Origin of the sequence: Paenibacillus sp. FSL K6-1217 (assembly GCF_045040735.1) — a bacterium.
Classification (GTDB): Bacteria; Bacillota; Bacilli; order Paenibacillales; family Paenibacillaceae; genus Paenibacillus_AQ.
The window spans coordinates 1182169-1206807 of record NZ_CP150271.1; the positions used below are offsets into that span (position 1 = coordinate 1182169).

20 protein-coding genes and 1 pseudogene are annotated in these 24639 nt (G+C 50.1%); 19 read left to right on the plus strand and 2 right to left on the minus strand.

Annotation, left to right across the window (positions count from 1 at the left end; all coding sequences use genetic code 11):
* The first annotated feature begins 90 nt into the window (after nt 1–90).
* The 6 genes and pseudogenes from MHH28_RS05055 (at nt 91) to MHH28_RS05080 (ending at nt 10141) form a co-directional block, all read left to right on the plus strand.
* Nucleotides 91–924 (plus strand): AraC family transcriptional regulator, encoded by an 834-nt coding sequence (locus MHH28_RS05055; RefSeq protein WP_405112633.1) that lies wholly within the window; start codon nt 91–93, stop codon nt 922–924.
* Between the two features lie 184 nt (nt 925–1108).
* Nucleotides 1109–3721, plus strand: a complete 2613-nt coding sequence (locus MHH28_RS05060) for a hypothetical protein (protein ID WP_405112635.1) — start codon at nt 1109–1111, stop codon at nt 3719–3721.
* Nucleotides 3722–3775: 54 nt separating this feature from the next.
* Nucleotides 3776–4441: pseudogene (locus tag MHH28_RS05065) on the plus strand (ABC transporter ATP-binding protein); the annotation flags it as partial.
* 245 nt (nt 4442–4686) lie between these two features.
* Complete coding sequence (locus MHH28_RS05070; RefSeq protein WP_405112637.1) at nt 4687–6075, plus strand: ABC transporter permease; 1389 nt, start codon at nt 4687–4689, stop codon at nt 6073–6075.
* A gap of 26 nt (nt 6076–6101) precedes the next feature.
* Nucleotides 6102–7202: an efflux RND transporter periplasmic adaptor subunit gene (locus MHH28_RS05075; protein ID WP_405112639.1), complete on the plus strand. Its 1101-nt coding sequence runs from the start codon at nt 6102–6104 to the stop codon at nt 7200–7202.
* 392 nt (nt 7203–7594) lie between these two features.
* On the plus strand, nt 7595–10141 hold the full coding sequence (locus MHH28_RS05080) for a Spaf_1101 family AAA-like ATPase (RefSeq protein ID WP_405112641.1): 2547 nt from the start codon (nt 7595–7597) through the stop codon (nt 10139–10141).
* A gap of 295 nt (nt 10142–10436) precedes the next feature.
* Here MHH28_RS05080 and nagZ read toward each other — a convergent pair whose 3' ends face one another.
* Nucleotides 10437–11768, minus strand: coding sequence for a beta-N-acetylhexosaminidase (gene nagZ / locus MHH28_RS05085; protein ID WP_405112643.1), 1332 nt, complete (start codon nt 11766–11768; stop codon nt 10437–10439).
* A gap of 115 nt (nt 11769–11883) precedes the next feature.
* On the opposite strand from nagZ, the gene MHH28_RS05090 reads away from it, so the two are divergent.
* From MHH28_RS05090 to MHH28_RS05115, 6 genes are all read left to right on the plus strand, one after another.
* Nucleotides 11884–12387: a ferritin gene (locus tag MHH28_RS05090; protein ID WP_405112645.1), complete on the plus strand. Its 504-nt coding sequence runs from the start codon at nt 11884–11886 to the stop codon at nt 12385–12387.
* Between the two features lie 323 nt (nt 12388–12710).
* Nucleotides 12711–13574 carry a cation diffusion facilitator family transporter gene (locus MHH28_RS05095; RefSeq protein ID WP_405112647.1) on the plus strand — a complete coding sequence of 288 codons (864 nt, stop codon included), beginning with the start codon at nt 12711–12713 and terminating at the stop codon, nt 13572–13574.
* 195 nt (nt 13575–13769) lie between these two features.
* Nucleotides 13770–14675, plus strand: coding sequence for an NUDIX hydrolase (locus MHH28_RS05100; protein WP_405112650.1), 906 nt, complete (start codon nt 13770–13772; stop codon nt 14673–14675).
* A 339-nt stretch (nt 14676–15014) separates the two neighbouring features.
* Nucleotides 15015–15428, plus strand: a complete 414-nt coding sequence (locus MHH28_RS05105; RefSeq protein ID WP_405112653.1) for a bacteriohemerythrin — start codon at nt 15015–15017, stop codon at nt 15426–15428.
* Nucleotides 15429–15444: 16 nt separating this feature from the next.
* Complete coding sequence (locus MHH28_RS05110) at nt 15445–15855, plus strand: HIT family protein (protein ID WP_405112656.1); 411 nt, start codon at nt 15445–15447, stop codon at nt 15853–15855.
* 9 nt (nt 15856–15864) lie between these two features.
* Nucleotides 15865–16026 carry a hypothetical protein gene (locus MHH28_RS05115; protein ID WP_405112659.1) on the plus strand — a complete coding sequence of 54 codons (162 nt, stop codon included), beginning with the start codon at nt 15865–15867 and terminating at the stop codon, nt 16024–16026.
* 178 nt (nt 16027–16204) lie between these two features.
* On the opposite strand, the gene MHH28_RS05120 is transcribed toward MHH28_RS05115, so the two are convergent.
* Nucleotides 16205–17308: an IS4 family transposase gene (locus MHH28_RS05120; protein WP_405106101.1), complete on the minus strand. Its 1104-nt coding sequence runs from the start codon at nt 17306–17308 to the stop codon at nt 16205–16207.
* Nucleotides 17309–17682: 374 nt separating this feature from the next.
* Here MHH28_RS05120 and MHH28_RS05125 point away from each other — a divergent pair, with 374 nt between their 5' ends.
* From MHH28_RS05125 to MHH28_RS05155, 7 genes are all read left to right on the plus strand, one after another.
* Complete coding sequence (locus tag MHH28_RS05125; protein WP_405116862.1) at nt 17683–18873, plus strand: metallophosphoesterase; 1191 nt, start codon at nt 17683–17685, stop codon at nt 18871–18873.
* A gap of 174 nt (nt 18874–19047) precedes the next feature.
* Nucleotides 19048–19491, plus strand: coding sequence for a MarR family winged helix-turn-helix transcriptional regulator (locus tag MHH28_RS05130; RefSeq protein WP_405112661.1), 444 nt, complete (start codon nt 19048–19050; stop codon nt 19489–19491).
* A 98-nt stretch (nt 19492–19589) separates the two neighbouring features.
* Nucleotides 19590–20405, plus strand: coding sequence for an SDR family oxidoreductase (locus MHH28_RS05135; RefSeq protein WP_405112664.1), 816 nt, complete (start codon nt 19590–19592; stop codon nt 20403–20405).
* 75 nt (nt 20406–20480) lie between these two features.
* Nucleotides 20481–21158 (plus strand): response regulator transcription factor, encoded by a 678-nt coding sequence (locus tag MHH28_RS05140; RefSeq protein ID WP_405112666.1) that lies wholly within the window; start codon nt 20481–20483, stop codon nt 21156–21158.
* Between the two features lie 17 nt (nt 21159–21175).
* Entirely contained in the window at nt 21176–22543 is a 1368-nt protein-coding gene (locus MHH28_RS05145) for a sensor histidine kinase (protein WP_405112668.1), read from the plus strand.
* Nucleotides 22544–22825: 282 nt separating this feature from the next.
* Nucleotides 22826–23944, plus strand: a complete 1119-nt coding sequence (locus tag MHH28_RS05150) for an ABC transporter permease (RefSeq protein ID WP_405112671.1) — start codon at nt 22826–22828, stop codon at nt 23942–23944.
* A complete protein-coding gene (locus tag MHH28_RS05155) occupies nt 23941–24618 on the plus strand; it encodes an ABC transporter ATP-binding protein (protein WP_405112674.1) in 678 nt (225 codons plus the stop codon). The genes MHH28_RS05150 and MHH28_RS05155 overlap by 4 nt, the downstream gene beginning before the upstream one ends.
* Nucleotides 24619–24639: the final 21 nt, after the last annotated feature.

Sequence of the window (24639 nt, forward strand, 5' to 3'; positions counted from 1 at the left end):
ATCAGCAGTGTATCCACTTATATAACAGAATATTGCGATTATATCATTATATTGCGTGCTTGATTAAGCGCAGGGCAGGAGGAGAGACACATGAGAAAGCACTGGGTTCTGCCGCAGCCCGCTTATGCCCATTATGTCTGTTATCCGGAGATGCTGGGACATTACAGCGAGTTCCCGGAGCATGCAGAGCGCAGAAGCGAGGGGTTCCTGAACAGCTATAATCTCCACATGGTTTATGGGGGAGAAGGGTATGTATTTCAGGGCGGAGAGCGGATTTCGATGAGGCGGGGCAGCGGGTTTCTTTTTCCCAGGGGGGCTTATCAGCAGTACGGTTCTGATCCCGGAGCCGCCTGGGATGTACGCTGGATGCACTTCGCTACGGCGCTCCCCCTGCCTATGCTGGAGGAGGCGGATCAGTCGCGCGGCTACTTCTTCACCTTCGATCCCGGCACCGGTTATGAAGCGCTCTTCGAGGAGATGTACCGGCTCAGCGCAGGCTATGAGACCCGGAGTGAACCGCGCCTCTCTACGCTGCTCTATGAGATTCTGGTTACGCTAATGCAGAACTCCGAGCCGCTCCACGGCTCCGTTCCGCTGGAGATCCGGCATTCCATCCGGCTTACCGCCGACAGGATCTACAGTGAGTGTGAGCGGCCCTGGACACTGGAGTCGATGGCCAGTCTTGCCGGTTACAGCAGCTACCATTTCCTTCGCCTGTTCCGCAGCATTATGGGCAAGACGCCGAACCGGTATTTGAGCGATTGCCGGATGGCCCGCGCCAAGCTGCTGCTGGCCTCCACGAAGCTGTCTGTTGCACAAATTGCCCTGCAGAGCGGATTCCAGCAATCCAGTTATTTCATCAAGGTGTTCAGACAGCTCGAAGGGATGCCGCCGAACCAATATAGACGTTCCTTCAACTCATAGAATCAAGGTGTTTTAGGACCTAGTATCAAGAAAGTTTGTTACATTTATGGCAGGATTCTCGCCGCGATAGTCTTGGTTGTGTGACAGAAAGTTACAAATGGCAGCAAAGGGTTACAAAGTGGATACAAATTCCACGCGCCCAGCAACTATACTATTGCTAGTAAATACATCTGGAGGGAAATAAATGAGAAAGTATAGAGTTACATATGCTGCGCTGCTGGTGAGTTCACTGGTTGCCGGCCAAGTGGCAGGCAGCATCACTGCGCCTGCTGCACATGCAGCCCCGGCGGCGAAGTCCCCCGCAGTATCCGCTCCGGCGGCCTTCAAGTTCAATACCGTTCCCATGGGTGCCGGAGTGAGCGCAGTACTGGAGAATATCAACATATGGAGCCAACCCGGCGGGAACATCTTGTCCTACACGCTTAAATATACGAATTCCGGCAACTCAAGTGCGAGTCTGATGCATTATTTCTCACGCGTGGTCACTCCGGGGGGCTCAGTGCTTCCGGGTAATCCCCTGGGTGCAGATGCTCTGAAGAAGAAGGTCGGCGCCAAAGAAACCCTCAGTGTGACCTACTACGTAAATGTGGGACAAACCTCTTCCTTGCAGGGGATCAAAATCTCCATGCTTGTCTGGGATGCCAAGACGAAGGGATATCTGAAGCAGACGGGTTCTTTTGGAGTGCCTGCGAATTATTCTACTACGGCTCCGGTGGGTACAAGCCTGAATACAGCCATGAATGACATCCCCGTCGCGGCCACTGCAGACTCTCTCCAGCTCTATAAATACAGCGGCAAGGTCTATGCCAAAGTTGGGGTCAGTCTGACCAACAAGGGGAATAAAGTCCTCAGTGATCCGGGCTATTCGGCGTATCTGGTCTCTGCAAGCGGCACCTCCTTCGCGCTGGCGCTGAGCGGCACACAGGCGGATTACAATATTCAGCCACAGGAGAAGCGGAGCATTTATTATATTACCGAAATCCCGGCCTACCTCAAAACAGATAATATGAAGCTGCAATTCACGCAGCGGGATGAGACCACGAAGCTGGAGCTGGCCAAATCCTCATATAAGCTGCCCGCAGCAAGCTCGCCTAATCTTGTAGTCGGCAACGGGGTAGTCAAAAAGATTACAGTGAACAACAATACCGTAGACACGCTGCTCCGCAACGCCAATGTGTATTCACAGGATGCCGATGCGGTATGGACGTTCCAGATGCAGCTCAAGAACACCGGCAACAAGGCGGTTACCTTGCCAAGCTACGACCTGGCGGTCAAATCGGTGAAGGGCAAGGTATATCCGGTGAACTCCAAAGGCATCAGCGGAATAACCCTCAAACCGCTTGAGACCAAAATCGTACCGCTTACGGTCCGCGTACCGCTTGAAGTCGAACAGTCCGGACTTCAGCTGATGATGATAGAATCGGTAGGCGCAGAGAGTGCAAGTGTACCCGAATCTAACGGAACCGGCGGTGAGACAACAGGGAATACCGGCACACAGCCGCCTGCAACACCTGCAACACCGGCAACACCGACTGCCAAAATGATTTTCCCGGTAGCCTACTTCGTCATTCCCTACGCCCTTCGTACGGAAGTAACGTCCGGCCAGGAGTATCTGACCACGAATTCATACGGCTCCTTCTCGTACAGCATTCAATCTCTGCAGCGTTATCCTTGGAGAGATGATGACATCTTAGCGGCCAGACTGAGAATCACCAATACCCAGAACGTGTCCCTTACACTGCCTGAGCTGAAGGGTACCATTAAGCTGGATAAAGAAAACCTGCCCGTGACTACGGAACTGTATATTGACAATAAGGATACTTCGGTGTTGGCGCCAGGGAAGTCGGTGGAGCTGTATGTACTTGGCAAAATCGCCTATACCTCAGAATTCAGGGATATGCGGATCGCCCTGAACGGCACACAGAATACAGAGACCGTTCCGTTCCTTGATATTAGCGTCAATAACTCGATTAACAGTATTCCGACCATCGAGAAGGGCAAGAGCTACACGATCAGCGGCAAAGGCAAAACGGCAAGTGTACAAGAGAACCGGACAACGATCTATCAAGGAGAGAGCCACAATCTGGTGTACACAGAGCTCTATCTGAGCAGCGAGGAGAAAAGACAGAGCAAAATGGCCCGTCTTCAGGCTTATTATAAGACCAAGGACGGCCAGTATTTCGAAGCGGGCACCAGCCAGTCGGAGAACAGCGCGTCACCGGGAGCCAAGCAGCTCGTGGTCCTATGGGCCAAGGTGCCTAAGGCTACGGACATCACGGATGTCTCGCTCTACCTCGGTGCCGGTATCAAAGAAGGCAAGCTGATCGAGGCCAAGGAGGAAGCGACCGGGTTCGTCAATGTGGCAGCGCTCCAGCTGAATCCGCAGGCTAATGTACCGAAGAATACGCTGGAAGCAACGGTAGTATATCCTTATACGATTTCTGTTCTGACCTCTGAAGGCAAGCGGATGAAGTCATCGGATACCCTGGATATCACTATGAACTACAGCTTGAGGAAGGATAATCTGTATGATGCAGGTGCCCTTGAACATAAGCTGATCCTGCAGATTACCGATCCGTTCGGCATCGCTACCGAGAAGGTCCTTACACTGGGTACAGATCTGATTGAAGGGACGAACAACCAGTACTCCTTCTCCCTAAGCAGACCTGTATACAAGACGATGGACGGCGGCGCTTATAAGTTAGCCTTCTATGATGAGTTCCAGGGTGAACGTCTGTTGCTGGGCAGCCAGGCCTTCGGAGTCACTAATGTGGTTCCGAACAAGACAGAGGAATGATCGCCATTCACTCAACTAAAACATTCTTGTATTTTCAAAAAAGGAGCAGCTTCCATGTTGCGTGTTGAAGAGATTACGCATTCGTACAAAAGCGGTAATGAATGGACCTCCGTTCTTCATAAAATCAATTTCGCTGTCAAAAAGGGAGAAATGGTTGCACTGCTGGGCAGTTCAGGCTCCGGTAAGTCAACGCTGCTCAATCTGATGGCCGGCCTGATGAAGCCGACGGAAGGTCATATCTACATTGCCGATCAGGACATTGTAAAAATGGGTGAGAATAAGCTTGCCGAGTTCCGCCGTAAGAATATCGGATTTATCTTTCAGGCGTACGAGCTGATTACCAGCTTAACGGTCCGTGAGAACGTGGAGCTGCCGCTGGTCTTCCAGTCGGTCTCGCCCAGGGCCCGTAAGGCGAAGGCGCTGGCGCTGCTGGAGCAGGTGGGGATTCCCGACAAGGCGGATCTCTTCCCCTCGCAGCTCTCAGGCGGACAGCAGCAGCGGGTCAGTATCGCCCGGTCGCTGATTACAGAGCCGTCGGTCATCTTCGCCGATGAACCGACGGGGAATCTGGATTCCAAGACCGAGGAAGAGATTATCGGCATTCTGCTCAACCTGAACCGTACGATGAAGACGACCTTCATTGTCGTTACCCATGAATACAAGGTGGCTGAACAGATGCAGCGGATTTTTACGCTGAAAGACGGCTTCCTGGTCACTGAAGCGCAGACAGAACCGCAAGCAGAGACAGAACCGCAGCTTGAGCTGCAGACAGAAGAACAGGTTGAAGAGCAAATTGCTGAGGAAGCTGAACCGCAGACCATGGTAGAGGTTGAAGAACAATTAGCTGCAGGAGCTGAACAGGAAGCTGTAGAGCCGCAGACAGCAGCAGCGGATGAAGATCCGCCGGCTGAGGAACCTGAACACCAGACCGCTGCGGAAGCTGATCCTGCAGAGGGAGGGAAGCCGTGAAGATCAGAGACATTTCACGGATGGCCTGGGAACAGGTCAAACGGCGCAAGGTGGTTACAGGTCTGTGTATGACCGGGATATCTATCGGCTGCGCAGCCATTATTGTGGCCCTGAGCGTAGGCCAATCTGCCCAGGTCTATGTGACCGAGCAGGTCAACCAGAATTTCAAAATGGATGAAATTATGGTAACGCCGGGCGGAGGGCCGCCAGACCTCGGCAAGGGAGCCAGTGCAGGCGGCTCGGGTGAGGTCAATGAGAATCTCGACCCCGGCAAGCTGACCGACCAGAAGCTGAAGATCATCCAGGGGCTGAAGCACGTGAAGGCGGCTTCGCCTTTTCATCAAGCCGGATATCTGCAGATGGTAACCATTGACAACAAAATCTCCGATGTCCAGGTCATCGTCGCCGATCTGCAGAAGCTGTCGGCCTACGATCACAAGTTCAAGCAAGGAGGGGCGAATGGTCAGGTGGGATCGGTCGTTCTGAATCACGGGGCTACACTGGGCCTAATTGACCTGGAGACCCGGCAGAAGCTGTTCGATCAGATGAGTGCGGATCCGTTCAACCAGGAGCTGTATCAGCAATATGACAAAATGGCCACTGTGCCGAGCGAATTATACCGCAAGCAGATTCAGATCCAGGCTCAGGACTATAGCTCTACAACACCCGTGTTCAAGCTGAGCTCGCCCCTTCAGGTTGGCGGCATTCTGGCGAGTCCCAAGGGAGTGGATGATCTGCGGGCATCTTATGAGAAGATTATGTATATGTCGCCCGAAACCGCCCAGCAGCTCTCCAAAGAGCTAATGTTCGATAATTCCACCACCAGTGTGCTCACTCTCCCGCCGGAAGGGAGCTACAACTCAATTACGGTCAAAGTGGACGATGTAGCGAACATCAAGCCGGTCGAACAGATGATTCAGAAGCTGTCACTGAACGCCCAAGACAATCTGTTCCAGCAGGAGATGCTGAAGGAACAATTCGATATGATCAAAATGGCGGCTCTCGGCATCGGGGTATTCATCTTGATCATCGCCTCGATCTCGATCATAGTGGCCATGACCATGTCCACCCATCAGCGGCGGCGCCAGATAGGGATTATGAAGGTTCTGGGAGCCAACATGGGGCAGATCCGCAATATGTTCATTACCGAAGCTGCGCTGCTGGGGCTGCTCGGCGGCCTGCTGGGTGTCGCATTCTCCTATTTAATTGTCATGGGACTCAACAAGCTGGTAGGCAGTGCAGGGGACGGGATGAATTTCTTCATTCCGACGATGAATCTGCCGGTCGGAATGTCCTTTGCCATTATGACCGGTGTGCTGTCGGGGATCTATCCTGCGATCAGCGCCTCCAGAACCGATGCATTAACCGCTATTAAACGAGACTAACCCTAAGCTAGAAAGGAAGCCGAATAATGAAGAGGACTCTAAAGAAGAGCCTGAAGTGGATCATAATCTTAGGTATCATCGGAACCGCAGGGTATTTCGGGTATATCAAATTCTTCAAGGGCGATGACCTAGCCGAACTCCCGCCCGAACCCATGCAGGTGATCAGCTTCCCGGTAACGGAAGAGACGTTAACCAGCTCTGTGCAGATCAAGGGCAGATCGCAATACCAGCAGGAGACGCTGGTATACGCACCCTTTGCTTCCAAGGTGAATTCCTGGAAGGTGGAGAACGGGGCACAGGTGAAGAAGGGCCAGGTGCTCTTCACCCTGGATCAGAGCATACTCCGCAATGAGATTGCAACGGCGGAGGCGGCTGCCCGCAAGGCGAAGCTGGAAGGGGAGCTGAATGCTTTTGTCGCGCAGCAGGAGGATGATTCTGCGACCCCGGCGGGTACGGAAGCGGAACGGCTGAAGGCCTTGGCTGCCCAGGAATCCGCCCGTCTGAATGAAGAGCTGAACCAGGTAAATGCCGAGATTCAAGCCAAAGAGCTGACCGAGAAGAAGGCCAAGCTCAACACTGCGATATTCCATGCACCGGAGAACGGCATCTTCCTCTTCGACAGCAGCACGGAACGGCCGCAGACCGTCACCGACAATCAGTACATCGGCAAGATTGTGGACACGAACAAGGTGGAATTCATTGCACAGGTCGGGGAGCAGGATATCTTCCGCATCAAAAAGGGAATGAAGGTCAAGGTGAAGATGACTGCCGTAAAAGATCTGGTCCTGAACGGTGAGGTAACCGAGGTGGCTAAGTTCGCCACAACTACGACCGGACAGAACACAGCTGGTCAACTCCCGCAATTCGAGGTGGTCATCTCCATGCAGCCGGACGAGCATTTAATCGGCGGCCTCAGCCTGAGCGGAGATGTGGAGACTTCGCGCAAAGAGAAGGCGGTGGTTGTATCCAATATCGCCGTCATCCGTGAAGGGGATCTAGCCTTCGTTATGGTGGACAAAGGAAACGGCAAGTATGAACGCAAAGAGATCAAGACCGGACTGGAAACGACCGATAAAACAGAGGTGCTGTCGGGACTGAAGGCAGGAGACACCGTGGTTCTGCAGTAGTTAGAAGTAGTTGATAGCAGTTGAAAGCCCCAAATAAACCAGAGTAATAACTGTCGGTGGACAAGAACATAGTCCCATTTGAGCCCGCGCCCAGCGCGGGTTTTGCTATTTAAGGAACCAAGTTCTTGTCCTTTTCTCTGGACAAGAACATAGTATTATTGCTGATTTGATACGTATCTAATCAATTACAATACCAGCAAGGTGACTACAAACAAATTGATATTCATCATGAACAACTTATAATTCAACATATTTTGATACAAATAGACTCACCTACTGATGGTACAATGTCTATACAGCGAAAAGGACACATTCTACTCCAAATTATTCATAATGTAATTCGGTTTTTAGTGTCTTTTTGACTAGTGAATTTCTGAGAGGTGAATTAATTAATGAGTACTTCTTTACCACAAAACTATAGAAAGCTCATCAATGTTCGTCGTAAATACGGGAAATTAAGAAAATGTGAATTTCACATTCATACTCCAGCATCTCATGACTATAGATTAATTAAAAATAAAGAATACCAGAGTATAACCGTTGAAGAAATAATTCACTTTGCTTATAACGAAAAATATTACAATGAAGAACAACGAGATTTGATACTTCATAAATATTTAAATGGAGAATTAGATGACATTAGCTCTCTTCAGTATTTTGCCGAAAAAGGCTACAATTCATTTAAAGAATTTTTATCATACCATTTAATTGCGCACAAACTATATGAAAATCAAGTGGAAATTGCAGTAGTATCTGATCATAATACTATTTCTGGTTATAAAAAATTAGAGGGAGCAATATGTAACTATTACATAGAAAGATTAAAAGGTACTGAGCAAAAGAAAGAGATGATTAAACTATTACTTGGGATTGAAATATCATGTTCAGAAAAAATACATTTAGTAGGTATTTTTGATGAAAAATTATTCGATAGAGTAGATGATTTGATTAGAAATCATATTCCTTCTCAAGAGCTAGGTACATATGAAACAAGTTTATCAATGATTGAAAAGATTAGCTTAATGGGAGGTATTGCTTATATAGCTCACATTAATACAGCGGATTTGAAGAATACTACACGTCTTTATAAGCAAACGTTATTTAATAATAAAAATTTAAATGTAATAGGATTAACAGCTTTAGAAGTAGATCGACAGTTGGGAATTCTTCAATCACATGGGGCAGTAAATCCACATGAAAAATTTTGTTTAGTTTATGAAGGAGATTCTCATCAAATTGATGAAATAGGTAGAAAAAATACATGGATAAAGATGAGCAGGGTTGGATTTAGTTCATTGAAAAAGGCATTCTACAACCATAAAATTTGTGTGTTTACTGAAGAGCCAAATAGAACAGATAAATACATAAAAGGAATGCTTATAGAACCGGGAAGGAGAGGATACCTGAAGGGCAAGAATGGTGAAGGGGCATTTATAGTGGATTTTTCAAATGATCTTAACTGTATTATAGGAGGTAGGGGGACTGGGAAAAGTACCGTTCTGAATATATTAGAGGTTATTTTCACTCTAGAATGTAATTCATATGAAACTTTAAGTTTCATATGTAGAAACGAATACATTATAGTAAATTTTGTTTGTGAGAACTCTGAGTTTTTAGTAAAGTTCATACCACAGGTCAAGAAAAAAAATTACACTCCAGAAGACATATTTGAAGAAAAATCTTTTGTTGAAGAAGACAAAAAGTCAGGGTACTATATTTTACAGCAACATTGGTTAGAACTATATAAAGTAGTTCATGCCAGGACTGAAACTTTATTTCATAAAATAGATGATCCAGATGAAGTATCCAATATTTTAGAAAATGTATATCGGAAAAGTTATTCAATAAACAATATTATCAATCAAATAAATCATCAAAAAACAGGTGACTTCATTAAAGAAGTTGTATTTAATGGTGTGCCTTTCGAAAGAAAGGAGGACTTTCTTCGTACATTCAAAAGTCTATCGTCAACTAAAACAAGAACATTCTTATCAAAGGAACTCTCTTTAGTAAATGCAGTTCTAGAGCATAGAAAAGAAGAAATCAATAGTAAATTAAATTCATTTAACAGGCAATATAGCAAGCAATTTCAAGTGGTTTATTCTCCTAAAGCAAAATCTGATAGATTTTACCTTGAAATATTATTTTTCTCCTTAAGAAGAAAGGGCTCATATTTGCTCGGTTATAATATTACTTGGGATAATATCGAAAGATTTATGCTAATTGTATGTGAAAAAATAGGATTCATTAACTTTTTGATTCTTTTAGTGAATAACAAGTTTCGTAATATAGAGTCTTATAATTCAATAATATTATATGCTAATCAAGATGCCACTAGTGTTGAAAGCATAGATCAGGAGCGAGAAAATCTTAATAAAGATAATTTAATTGATGTGTATCGAGGAATCAGAGATAAAATTTTAGCCAATAAAAAAAGCTTAACTAATTGTTTAGAAAATTATTTTGAAGCAGTGGATGATTTTTCACTTCTGTTTAACATTAACTCCAAAGAAGATGTTAAGACAATACCTCCATCTATGAAAGATATTAGTTTGTTATCTTTAGGTCAAAAAGTAGTAACAATATTAACTTTTATTTTTGAATATGGTAAATTTTTCAGAGATAGTACACCTCTTATTATTGATCAACCTGAAGACAATCTGGATAATCAATATATTTATAGGAATCTTGTGAACAGTTTAAAACTTATTAAAAATACGCGACAAATCATAATTGTTACTCATAGTTCAACTATTGTTACTAATGCAGATGCAGAACAAGTAATTGTCCTTGAATCAGACTACCGACATGGATGGGTAGTAAATAAAGGATACCCAGATGATGATATAATAACACGTCACATAATCAATTATTTGGAAGGAGGAGAAGATTCATTTAGACACAAAATTGGTATGTATCAAAAAGTACTAAATGTATAGATGAACGCAGATGCAGGTATGACTTTATGTTTAGGCTTGTGTTTCACCTAGGAAAATATAGGCGATGGAGTTCTTCATTACCGTTGTAAGGATATAGACTATAATGCAATCGAATTTGCTTCATTATTGCAACCGGGTTAAGTAGAACTACACAAAGTTGCATACCCTAAAAAGCCTTATAACTTTGTGTCAGTCTACTTACCGAATTTGGGGTTTTTCTGTGGATTGTAGCCCTGAGTGAAGGGCAGCCTGTTTGATTTTGTCCACTTGTTGCTGAACGATTTGAGTATTGTTACTACCGTATGAACGGCTTACGCCAAGCCTTGATGTCGCTGTTCAGTCCGGCAAGGTCAGGCAAGGGCACTGCTTCGTCCATTAACTGATACTTGGCCTTCAGCGCCAGAATACGGTAGACACTCTCATCAATTCGCGCTTCAGAGATGCTGCCGTTCTTGACGCTGTCCAGCAGTGCGGCGCGTACAGCTTGCTCGTTCTTGTATTCATGGGCCACTAGCAGGATATCGCTGCCGGCCAGTACGGATTCTACTGCCGCAGCAGGGAGCCTGTAATTCCAGATGATTGCGCCCATGGTCAAGTCATCCGTAATGACTACTCCTTCGTATCCCATCAGCCCGCGGAGCTGCTGGCCGATAATCACTTGGGACAGGGAGGCAGGCTTGTCCGGGTCGAGCTTCGGATATAGAATATGGGCCACCATTACAGCATCGGCCTTCTCCTTGATGGCTGCCTGGAACGGCAGCCATTCCAGTTCTGCCAGCTGGGCCTCCGTCTTGTTGATGACGGGCAGCTCCAGATGGGAGTCCACAGAGGTATCACCGTGGCCGGGATAATGCTTGACCACGGGAATTACGCCTTCACGCTCCATCCCCTGCATCTCGGCAATACCGAGCCGGGTTACCAGATCTGCGCTATTGCCGAAGGAGCGGTCACCAATCACCGGGTTATCCGGGTTGCTGTTGATGTCCAGCACCGGCGCAAAGTTCATATTGAAGCCGGAGGATTTCACCGCCCGCCCGAGCAGCTCGCCCATGGTTCCGGCAGCGGCGGAATCACCTCCGCTGCCGACAGCAGCGTTCGAAGGGAAGGCAGCATAGTCATCAGGCAGACGGCTGACCTTGCCGCCTTCCTGATCGACACTCATGAACAGCGGCGCGGGATTTCCCGCGTTGCTCTTCTTCAGGGCGTTGGTCAGCTGTACCAGCTCCTTCAGGGTGCCGACATTATTAGAATACAGAATAATTCCTCCCACCTTATCTTCGGCAATCATCTTCAGCGCTTCAGCTCCTGCCGTTTTGCCTTGGATGCCGACCAGCAGCATCTGCCCGATCTTCTCCTCCAGGCTCATTCCGGCGAGCACGCGGGCTACGGGGTCAGTAGTGGCCGAAGCTACAGGCGACGGTGCTGCTGGAGCTTCGGTTGCCACAGGGGTCTGTGCAGCGGCCGGGGAAACTGAAGCCGCTGGCGGAGAAGAGCTGCTGTTAGCTTGAGTAGCACTTCCATTCCCCTCACAGCCGCTTGCCAGAAGCAGGCAGGCGGAGGCGGCGAGCAGGAGGAGAGAGCGGCGGGGGGAATTGTTTTTTATTTTTTGACGGCTGAACCATTTCATTAGTGGAATCTTCCTTTCGATTGCGGTTTGGCGGATAAGAATGATAGAATGAACAAGACATTACATAAGAACTGCATCAAGCATAATCAATACTATAGGATGAGGTGACCTGTCAATGAAAGAGCAATTAATGAACACGCTTAATGAACAAATGAATTTTGAATTCTATTCTGCTCATGTCTATCTGGCGATGGCTGCGTATTGTTCCGGTGAGAGTCTGGATGGATTCGCCAATTTCTTTTTGGTGCAGGCTGAAGAAGAACGGTTCCATGCCATGAAGATCTACAAATTCCTGAATGACCGCGACTACCGGGCCACCCTCGCAGCAATGCCTGAGCCGAACAATGAGTATAGCTCCATGCTGGATGCATTCGAGCACGCCTTCGCCCATGAGCAGCAGAACACGAAGAAATTCTACCATCTGGCGGACCTGGCCCTGGATGAACGGGAGCATGCGACCATCTATTTCCTAAAATGGTTCATTGATGAGCAGGTCGAAGAAGAGGCGCTCTTCAGCAACATTATCGCCAAGCTCAGACGGATCGAAACGGACAGCAACGCCTTCTATATGCTGGATGCAGAATTTGCAGCACGTTCGTTCACACCGCCAGCAGAGTAGATCACAGCCAGTGTAACCCATAATACGCACACTCAGCGGCTTTCTCCTGAAGAGGGGGAGCCGCTTGTTTGTGCGCGCGTGCCTCTTGAGTCGCCATATATTTAGACTACGCCCGAAGAGAAAAGTTACCCTGCCTGTCAGCAGCAAATGAGCCGCAAAGTTGAACAAGGGCAAAGAATGTAGGAGTCTGCAACTTACTTCCGGCTTCCCAACTCTATTTAGCGGGGTTAACTCTTGCGCTGTCCGGCAACACTGTTTCTCTAGACCCACCCATAAGTCAGCGTGTAGTATGGAACAATACTAATCTTTGGAGGTCCTTTTTCTTGGAAAATTACAGCGATATCAAGCAAAGTGAAAAAGGAGCATGGCTAAGTCTATTAGCATACATACTCTTATCTGCCGTCAAATTATTCATAGGAACGGTGTCAGGCTCTCAGGCCCTTCTAGCGGACGGGCTGAATAACAGCACCGACATCATTGCTTCTCTGGCTATTTTGACCGGGCTGAGAATATCCCGCAGACCCCCGGACTCCAACCATGGGTATGGTCATTTCAGAGCAGAGACAGTTGCCGCACTGGTCGCCTCTTTTATCATGATTGCTGTAGGCTTTCAAGTGCTCTATCAGGGTGTGAACAAATTCATTCAGCCTGCGCTGGAGACCCCTGATCTGATTGCCGCGTGGACGGCAGCTGCCTGTGCTGTGGTGATGATCGCAGTATACCGGTACAACATCAGGCTTGCCCGCAACCTGAACAGCAATGCCATGCATGCGGTGGCGCAAGATAACCGCTCGGATGCGCTGGTCAGCATGGGGGCATTCGTCGGCATTATCGGCTCACAGTTCGGAATTCCCTGGTTAGACCCGCTCACAGCCACGATTGTCGGACTGCTGATCTGCAAGACGGCCTGGGATATTTTCCGCAAAGCTACACATGATCTCACCGACGGCTTCGATGCCGGTAAGCTTGAGCTGATGAAGCAGACGGTGGCTGAGATCGAAGGCGTTGAGTCTATTAAGGATATTAAGGCCCGGATTCACGGCAATAATGTACTTGTGGATACTACTGTGCTGGTGGATTCCAATCTGAATGTGGTACAGAGCCACGATATTACAGAGGAGATCGAAGATCAACTTAAGGACCGGCATCAGGTCGCTACCGTACTTGTCCATATTGAACCGATGTGATCAACAGGTGCGCAGTAAGAATAGGTTACATGAATTGCCTTGCTTTCGGGTAGGGCAATTTTTTGTTTTTTTTAGTATGGATAAAATTGTGCTTTCTCCCGGCAGACTTGCCCGCACTCCAGCAACATGTATATAATATCAATATGTTATTAACAACCGATTCCTATTAATCGATTCAAGACAAGGAGAATATCCATGCCAAATCAACCGGTCACTGACCCCAACGGCTTAACCGAGGAGCAATTCCTGAAGAATTATCAGCCGGGAAGCTATGAACGGCCCTCTGTTACTGTCGATATGCTGATCTTCACCGTGATGGAGCAGGAGCAGGATAACTACCGCAAGCTGGCCGAGAAGTCCTTGCAGCTGTTGCTGATTCAGCGCGGGGAGCATCCTTTTCTGGGACAATGGGCCTTGCCGGGAGGATTCGTAGGGATTAACGAGAGTGTAGAGGAAGCCGCCCGCCGGGAGCTGTACAGCGAGACGAATATCGATAATATATATATGGAGCAATTATATACGTGGGGCGATGTGGAGCGTGATCCGCGGATGCGGGTCATCAGCTGTTCTTATATGGCACTGGTGGATCGCAAGTCGCTGACGGTTCAGGCCGGGGATGATGCCGCCGATGCTGCCTGGTTCGAGGTTTCGTACCGTGTGATCGAGACGCGCCGCGAGGTGGTGGAGCAGGATATCCGGCAGGAGACACTGGTGGAGATTATTCTGGAGAGTGAGCAGGAGAAGCTTAGCGGGGTGGTCAAGCTGACCGAGACTATTCAGGGGCATGTCCGCAGGATGGAGCGGGAAATTGTGCGCAGTTCGGGATTTTCTTTTGACCATCTGCTTATGGTTCAATATGCGATTGAACGCCTGCGCGGCAAAGCCGAATATACGGATATCATCTTCAATCTCATGCCGCCGCTGTTCACCTTGTCCGAGCTGCAGCGTGTGTATGAGATCATTCTCGGCAAGGAGCTGCTCGCCGCCGCCTTCCGCCGCAAAATTGCAGAACGGGTCATCGAGACCGATCAGAGCACCCGGGATGCCGGACACCGCCCGTCGAAGCTGTACCGGTATAATCCTGAGTGGAATTTATTTTGAGAATGCGAAGTAAATGCTGAGGCCCAGTAGCCCTGTCACTACTACCCAAGTTAGCGGATGAGCAGGGTTAAGCGTCCAGCCGATGCCGGAGAATTTGCGGGTGATGAGTGGGGTTTGACTTCTTTTACGGAACATGGCACATGACTCCTTCAACAGTAAGTTGGCGATAACTCTGCACATATAGTACTCCTTTCTGAGAGAAATGCAAAGCTGAATTAGTGGACAAGCTCTTGCCCGGCCAGCCGCCCTGTGATGTTGTTAATAGAACATTCATGGGGAAAAGCGGACAATAAATTATGTTTTGAATATGTAATTTATGGAAAAGGACAGGGTGAGCTTATGATTAGCTGGAAGGATTCGTATGATATCGGAGTAGAGAAGATTGATTGTCAGCACAGACAGCTGCTGGTGAAGCTGAATGATTTTTTTGAAGCCTGCAGCAACCAGCAGGGCAAAGAAAAAATCGAAGAAACGCTGAAGTTCCTCAAGGACTATACCGTGGAGCATTTCGGCAATGAAGAGCAACTGATGAAGGATATCGACTTCCCGGAGCTGACGGAGCATCAGAAGACGCACGCAGAGTTCGTGCAGACGGTGTTGGAACTGGAGGAGACGATTAAGACCAAGGGCGTATCCGTGTTATCCACCATCAAGCTGAACCGGACGCTGACGGACTGGCTGATCAATCATATTCACAAATGCGATAAGCTAATCGGTGAATGCATCGCGGCCAAGGGCAACCGGGCGGTCTAGAAGGGAGAAGACCAAAGTGGAATGTCTGGGCTGCAGAATTGCGAACGGGGTGGAACCCGGCCTGCATATCGTCTATGAGAATGAATATATCACCTGTGTACTCGATATCGATCCCTTCAATGAAGGCCATACTCTGATTCTGCCGAAAAAGCACTATTGGGACGTCGATGAGATGGATGCGGAAACTGCTCATGCCGTTATGGACGCTTCACAGAAGCTCTCTGCGCTGCTCAAACGGCTGTACCAGCCGGACGGGATCCGAATCATTGCTGATGGCGGGAAATTCAACGATCTGACCCACTACCACATGCACGTGCTGCCCCGGTATGAGGGGGATGGGCTACAGTGGGGAGAACCGCTGCACCCGGATGGGGCCGGGGAACGGCTGGAAGGGACCAGATTGAGGATGGTGGAAGCCTTGGCTTAGAAAGAGCCGATGCTGAATAAAGCGATGGATACGCTGGAGTTTCTGAGCCAGGACGCGGCAGCACAAATGGCTTATGATGTCCGGATGAAGGCGCTGAGCGACGAGCGCATTCCCGTATTGAGACAGCCAAGTCAGAGACATGTCAGAGATAAGTGTATTCTGTGCAATTAAAAACAGTGAAACGGAAGGCGTTCCCCTTCTAACTGTAGTCTGTACAACTAAATCTGCCCGAATGGGCAAAAATCCAGGTATATATGTATTTTAGTTGCACGAAATACAGCTAAACAGAGATTTGGTGGCACATCCGGCGAATTAGTTGTACAAATTGCAGGCCTGTTGATTAGCTAAATTATGGGAATGCAAGATCATTAGCGAAAAAGGTAATCCATTCTACGGGTAAACATTGCAGCGTAAATAAGCGGTCAAAGTCGGCAAACGTTAGTTTTGCGCTCCAATGCACCCCTGCATTCCCTTCGTCAAACAGGAATTTTAATAACACATAAACCAGTAGAGCCGTATATAACTGGCCGTACACAGCGTTTGGTGTGGTCCCAAATAAGGTTGGAATGTTTAAGTGCTGCTTAATCCAGCGAAAAAACACTTCAATCTGCCACCGCTTTTTGTAGATTTCTGCAATCCGCTCGGCGGAGTGCCAGTGCAGATTCGTAGCAAGGATCACCGGATTGCCTTGCGGATCTCTTAGGATCACCACGCGAAAACGATTTTTGGAAAGCCCTTGTTTTTTTCCCAATTGGCAGGTGAAATCTTGTTCGAGTGTTCCCGTGAAGGGTTCGCTTCGCGTTCGGGAGACCGGGGAGTGAAAGAGCGTGTTGTCCCGAAGCCGAATAACAAAGAATTGGTGCCGCTCCAGATAGTCATCGAATCGTTTGTAACCGCTATACGCCCGATCAGCTACGAGAATAAACCGCTTGTCGGTCACCTCGGGACAGCTTTTGAAATCATGGGAATTCCCTGTGGTCTCGGTCACCTTATGGAGCCGGCCTTCATCGGCCACTACCGACACGTGCAATTTAATTCCCGCTCGTTCGCCTTTCAGCAGAGCCCAAGGAAGCCGCCCTTTACCCACGGTAATTTTAGTGGAATCGACGAGCAGTAACGCTTTGGGAATCCCTAAATGTCTTCGGGTCGAGCGATTACACCGATCGATCATGAGGTTCAGCAGTTGCTTAAAAAGCTCGAAGGGAACCTTCTTCGCTTTTTTCGAGAGCGTAGAATGGTCTACGGGTCTGAGGCTGCTTGAAACCATGCGTACTTCACCATCCCGATACCCCTTCCACTGCTGGAACGAAGCCTCCGCCAAGAACAAGAAGAGGTCATAGACGGTGAATTTCCTTGCTTTATCGACATATTCAAGTTCTTGAAGAAACGGTGAGAGTTTCTCTTCGGGAATCACCGATTGCAGAATGTTCGAGATTGAAGTAGACTTTTTCATGAGGTCGCCTCGTTTCGGATGTTTGTAGGGGTACAAACACTTTACCGAATGAGCGGCCTTTTTTCTACCTTTTTTTAGCTAATCAACAGGCTTGTACAAATTGCAATTAAGCCTATCCATTGCACCCTAATCAGGCATAGCAATTCTTCAGCAAGTGATGAGTTAAAAGTAAATCTCACACGTTTAAATCTGATGTTCAACGTACTCCATCAACGGCAGCCGCAGGGCTGTCTTTCTTTTTCCTTTTTGTCCAAGGAGAACTCGGGTTTATCACAGGTTGACGGCACAGTTTATACCCGGTGAACACTTTGTGTTATGATTTGAAGTAGATAGGATAGAAACTTACTTTAAGGGAGTGGAATGAAGTGAAAAACATGCGGATGCTGGCCGGGGCTGCGGTCATGGTGCTGGTGCTTGGACTGGTGAATGTCTACATTGGATGGCATTTGTCTATATTGCTTCAGGCATGGCTGCCGGGGATGAATGGGGCTGTGTACTGGACGGTCTTTCTTGTCATTTCCTTCTCTTATATGATTGGCCGGATCCCCCTGCCGCAGGCGCTGAGACCGGTAGGCAGGTTGTTCAAAGTAATCGGTTCTTATTATCTGGCCTGTATGGAGTTCGCCGTGATCATGCTGCCGCTGGCCGATCTGCTCTATGGTGTGCTGGCGCTCACTGGCGCGAATCTCTCCGCATACGTGACGGAAGCAGGTAGTACAGTGCTAGCACTGCTCGCCGTCTTCCTGATCTGGGGTTCACGCAATGCCTGGAGTACTGTGGTGCGGACCCACCAGCTCAAGGTGGAAAAATCCATCGGAACCAGCGTTCCGCTCACGGTAGCGGTAGCCTCCGACCTGCATCTGGGCAACATTGTCGGCAACCGCCACCTGCGCAGAATGGTGAGGGAGATGAACGCGATGAACCCGGACATCATTCTGCTGGCCGGAGATGTGCTGGATGACAGCATTGAGCCTTTTCTCCGTAATGGGATGGAGCAGCAGCTGAAGCAGTTGAAGGCACGTTATGGGGTCTACGCCGTGCTGGGGAATCACGAATATTATGGAGGCTCGATTGCTCAGTATACGGAGGTTATGCGGAGCGTCGGCATTCAGGTGCTGCAGGATGAAGTGGTGGAGACATCGGGAGTCTACGTGGTAGGGCGCAAAGACAAGACTGCGGAAGCCATGGAGGCCGGTGGACGGCTCAGCGTGGAGGCTCTGCTGGAGGGACTTGACCGCAGCAAGCCGATCTTGATGATGGATCATCAGCCGACCGGCTTCGATATCGCTGCGCAGGCTGGAGTGGATGTGCTGCTGTCGGGACATACCCACCGCGGGCAGATTGCACCGAACCACTGGATTACCCGGCGTCTGTTCGAGCTGGATTGGGGTTATCTGCTCAAAAACAAGCTGCATGTCATCGTCTCTTCCGGCTACGGAACCTGGGGACCGCCGATCCGGCTGGCCAGCCGCTCGGAGCTGATCAAGCTGGAACTTGTGCTGGAAGGCAGCATGAGCTATGGTGAAGAAACGGTGCCATCTGCGGCTAAGCCTGTCTTAATCTAACAGAATACTGCATCTGGCTGGATTATGAGCCCCCTGTCTTCCCCGTGAAGGACAGGGGGTTTTTCGTATGGATATGGGGAGAGCAGCGCTATGCCTTTGACAATCCTGGCGGAACCTGTTATTCTGTCTGTAAAAATAGTTAAGCTATTAACTAAATGGAGTTGACCACTGTTCATGGATGATTTACAAAAGTTTGTGACGGAGCTGCCGCTCGCCAATGAGGTGTTCTTCGCCTTGGTGGGAGCGACAGCAGGCACCGTAGCCGTCTCCGAGAAATACTGGCAGGCGCAGGGGCTTAACGGGGCCAGAATCCGTGTACTCGTGGAGATCGCGAAGCACGGGGGAACGATGCTGCCTTCGCTGCTTGCCGCGAGGATTGGGGTAACCAAGGCCAATATCAGCCTGCTGCTGACTCCGCTGGAGAAGGATGGCTATATCACACGGGCCGGTCATGCGCAGGATGGGCGTAAGACAGTCATTTCGCTGACGGAAGCAGGCGGGCGCCTGCTTATGGAACAACTGCCGGGGAACCGGGAAGCGGTCGCGGCTGTAATGAACCGGCTGGAGGAAGCGGAGCAGCGTGTGCTGCTGGAGCTGCTGAACAAGCTGGGCGGCTGACAACAGCGGCCGGGAGTCCAAAGGTTCTCCGCAGCAACGACTAAGCTTCGAGTTCACATCTTAAGTGATGCTTACATTACAGGAGGGAGTTATCGTATATGACAATTATGATCACTGGAGCCACCGGACAGCTGGGGAGTCTGATTATTGAGCAGTTACGCCAGCGTCTCCCGGCCGGACAGATTGTTGCGGGAATTCGAAGAATGGAGCAAGCGGCTGATTTCCGGGAGAAGGGGATTGAAGTCCGTTATGCCGATTATGATCAGCCGGAATCACTGGAGGAAGCCTGCCGCGGGATTACCCGGCTGCTGCTGATCTCCAGCTCGCATGCGGATGATAATGTACGTCTTGCCCAGCATAAGCGGGTCATCGATGCCGCGAAGAGAGGCGGGGTAGAGCATTTGCTGTATACGGGTTTTGCCTTTCCTCAGCAGAGTACGGATCAGAGTAAGCCGAAGAATGTGCACATACTGACCGAACAGGCAATCCTGGAGTCAGGGCTGGGCTATACCTTTTTGCGAAACGGATTGTATATGGATTTCTTAGGGGTGATGGGGCTGAAGGAAGCAGTCTCCAGTGGAGTGCTGGCTACGGCACCGGGAGAATGGCGTTTCAATTCGGTAACGCGGGCAGACTTGGCTGAGGCTACGGCTGCTCTACTTGGCAGAGGAGATTCCGGCAATCATGTGGTTGAGCTGTCAGCTTCTCAGACCTGGGATCTCGCGGATCTGGCCGGCCTGTTGACAGAGATTGCGGGGAAGCCGGTTGTACATGTTCAAGATGCGAGTATTCAGCACTGGATCTACGCTTGGCTCCGTACGCTCGATACTGCCTCCACCTCCAGGGATTTGGAGCGGCTGATGGGCAGACCGGCTACCCCGCTCAGGGAGAGCATTCTGCCTTTTATCGTGTAGGGTGTATTGTCTTAAACAGGGTTTGTTGCTAGTATGATGACATTGATCAGGCAAGCCGGAGGGAGCGTACTTAAGTTGAAAAAGATACTGGTAGCCGACGACGATGTTCATATCCGCACGCTGCTGCGGCATGTGCTTACTAGAGAGGGATATCAGGCTGTAGAAGCCGGAGACGGGCTGGAAGCAGCGGCCCGGATGAAGGAGCAGACGGTAGATCTCGCAGTGGTGGATGTGATGATGCCGCATATGGACGGACTGGAGCTGTGCGCCTACATAAGGGAGAACTATGACATTCCCGTCATTCTGCTAACGGCCCGGCAGCAGCTTAGCGATAAGGAGCAGGGCTATCTGCACGGGACGGATGATTATGTGACCAAGCCTTTTGAGCCGGAGGAGCTGATCTTTCGCATCAAGGCCTTGTTCCGCCGTTATTCCATCGCTTCTGATGATCGGATCCGCCTGAATTCACTGGTGATAGACCGTAAGAATTACGAGATTAGTGACGGAACGGAGGTACTGCTGCTGCCGGTGAAGGAGTTCGAGCTGCTGGCCCAGCTGGCCCAATATCCGGGACGCCTGTTCTCGCGCAGTGAGCTGATTGAGCTGGTGTGGGGAGCGGATTACGAGGGGGACGAGCGGACGGTGGATGTGCATATCAAACGCCTGCGCCAGCGGTTCAGCGAATACCAGAACGATTTCACCATCCGCACGGTCCGGGGGATCGGCTACAAAGTGGATATGGTGAACGCATGAGATCGCTCTATGTACGAATGAGTATTATTTTCTGCTCGGTGATTATGATCAGCAGTGTGCTGGGATTTCTGGCCTCCAACCTCTATTACCAGTCCCGGATCAAGCCGAAGAATGACGCCAAGCTGACCCGGATGGCGACCGGATTGCAGCAGTTTATTGAAGATCACCCGGATGCGGTAGAAGAATATCTCCTGAGCACTGCTTCCCTGGGGTATAAAATGTATCTGGTCAATGCCAATGGAGAGGAACGCTTCTACGGCCTGCCTTTCCGCAAGAATGACCTCAAGGAAGAGGCGCTGCGCAAGGTGCTGGGCGGCGAGATCTACCATGGTGTGGGGAATTTCCCCGGCCAGCTGTTCGTGACAGGCTTCTTCGATAATCAGCTCAGTAATTCCATTGGCGTGCCGGTCCATATCAACGGGGAGACCTATGCCCTGTTCATGCGTCCGGATGCGCAGGTGCAGTTTGGGGAGCTGCGGATCTTTTTCGGCGTGCTGATCGTGGTTATTATTCTGCTGAGTCTGGGGTTTGTGCTGATCAGTGCATTGCATGTGGTGAAACCGATCACCCGGCTGACCGAGGCCACACTCCTAATCTCCAAGGGCCGCTACGACATTAAGCTGTACACCGCACGCCGCGACGAAATCGGCCAGCTGGCCTCCCATTTCATGACAATGAGCCGGGAGCTGGAACGCACGAACCGGGCGAGGCAGGAATTTGTCGCCAATGTCTCGCATGAGATCGAGTCTCCGTTAACCTCTATCCAGGGCTTCGCCCATGCGCTGCAGGACGGTGCCCTGCCGGAAGCCCAGCGGCTGGAGTACCTGTCCATCATCGGCGACGAGAGCCGGCGGTTGTCCATGCTGAGCACGCAGCTGCTCACCTTATCCTCGCTGGATTATGATGAGAATGCCCTGCAGAAGAGAAGCTTCGATCTGCGTGCCCAGCTGCGCCAGGTCATTCAGATTATGGAATGGCATCTGACGGAGAAGGAGCTGGCGGTGCGGCTGCATGCCGGGGACATTACCCTTGCGGGCGACTCCAATCTGCTCTATCAGGTGTGGATGAATCTTGTAACGAATGCGATCAAATACACTCCGGCGGGAGGAACGATCAGCGTCGCAGCACATGTGGAGGGCCAACACTGTATTGTAACAGTAACTGACAACGGTGCAGGCATCCCGGCGGAACAGCTGCCGATGATCTTCGACCGGTTCTACAAGGTGGATCAGTCGCGCTCCCGTGAACGTAACAGCAGCGGTCTCGGGCTGGCGATTGCCCAAAAGATTATCCATGCACACAACGGAACCATCGAGGTGACTAGTACAGTAGGGGAAGGAACTACGTTCACTGTCACTCTGCCCTGCCACCCTGCCGCTATATAGGTTGAACTAATAATTTAAAGTTAAAGGAAAAGTGGCGGAGGGGAATTTTGGAACTGGAGGAGCGGAAGCGACCGCCTTTGTATTTGAATTTCTACCGCGAAGAGCGTTTCAATTTGGAAATTCAAATACAACAGCGGCCGGAAGTCCAAAACTTCTCTGGAGTCACGGCAATCCCAAAACTTAAAGCCCTTTAGTTCAATCTATATTGTGTAATTCTTTATTCATACTCCGTTCATCTTCACTCTCTAAACTGTGGATATACAGATTAGAAGGAGTGGTTATATGTTCTTGGCAATTCGGGAGATGAGGCACTCCAAAGCGCGCTACAGTCTCATTATGGTGATTATGCTGCTGGTCTCGTTCCTGGTTCTGTTCGTTACGGGCCTGGCCAGAGGACTTGCTTATGCCAACATTTCGGCGCTGAAAAATATGCCCGCCAACTACTTTGCCGTGCAGAGTGACGCGGAGCATACCTTCAGACGTTCACAGTTAAGCGATACGGAGCTTGCGGCTGCCCGGTCGGTAGCCGGAGAGGCCAAGGCGACTCCGCTTGGGGTACAGACCAGCACGATTACGGCCGCCGGTGCCGAGGTTAAGGCGGATATCACGTTTTTTGCCGTAGATATGACGGGGATGCTGGCTCCTGAAGTAACGGAAGGCGCCGGATTCACCAATGAGGTGCAAGGGAGCGCAGTTGTGGATGCCAAGCTGGAGCAGTCCGGCGTTACACTCGGCAGTACGATCCGTGATCAGGCGTCCGGCATGAGCTGGACGGTTACCGGCTTCGTGAAGGACACCTCTTACAGCCATACGCCGGTGGTCTATATTAATCAGCTGGACTGGCAGGCGATGAAGCAGGGGACGGCGGTTCAGGGCAGCGGCACAGGCAAGGTGCCTTATAACGTGATCGCTCTCGATGTAACCTCCGAGCAGGCCGCTCAGATTGCCAGTCAGCAGCCGTCCGTAGAGGTGATTACGCAGAAGCAGGCAATAGCCAGCGTTCCGGGTTATGCCGCCGAGCAGAATTCGCTGCTGATGATGATTGTCTTCCTGTTCGTGATTGCCGCCGTAGTGCTTGCTGTATTCTTCTATGTCATTACGATTCAGAAGACCAGCCAATTCGGCATTCTGAAGGCGATGGGGACCAAGATGTCCTATCTGGCCTGGAGTGTAGTCGGTCAAGTGATGCTGCTGTCTGTCGCCAGTCTGGTGCTAGGCATTCTGCTTACACTGGGAATGAATATGGGATTGCCGGATAGTATGCCGTTCGAGCTGGATGGACAGACGATAGCAATGACGAGCCTGCTGTTCATCGGTATGTCTCTGCTGGGTTCATTGATCTCGGTAGCAAGAGTAGCCAAGGTGGATGCCTTGGAAGCGATAGGGAGGACTGGAGCATGAGTGCGAAGCTGGTAATGAAGCAGGTAACCAAGACCTATGGGGATGGGGACGGAGCGATGACCGTCTTGAATGGTCTGAATCTTACGGTGAACGAAGGCGAATTCGTTGCCGTGCTGGGGCCATCCGGGTCCGGGAAAAGCACGTTCCTCTCCGCAGCCGGTGCGCTCCTCACGCCTACCAGCGGAGAGATTCTCCTGGACGGTGAATCGCTGCGTGACAAGGACAAGGGAGCACTGACCGAGCTGCGGCTGCAAAGAATCGGGTTCATGTTCCAGAGTGCGCAGCTGCTGCCGTTCCTGAAGGTAGAGGAGCAGCTGCTCTACGTGGCGAAGCTGGCTAAGCTCAGCCAGAAGGAAGCGAAGGAGCGGGCCGCCTATCTGCTGAAGCGGCTGGAGATCTGGGAACGCCGCAACCATTACCCCGAACAACTGTCCGGGGGCGAGAAGCAGCGGGTGGCCATTGCCCGGGCTTGGATGAACAAGCCAGCGATTCTGTTCGCCGACGAACCGACGGCGAGTCTGGATTACAGCCGTGGCCGCGAAGTGGTGCGGATGATCGCCGATGAAGTGCGCAGCGAAGGCAAAGCCGCCGTAATGGTGACTCATGACGAACGGATGCTGGAATGGTGCGACCGGGTGCTTCATCTGGAGGATGGAGTGCTGGTTGAGGCGTAGAATACAGGTATGATAAAGGAC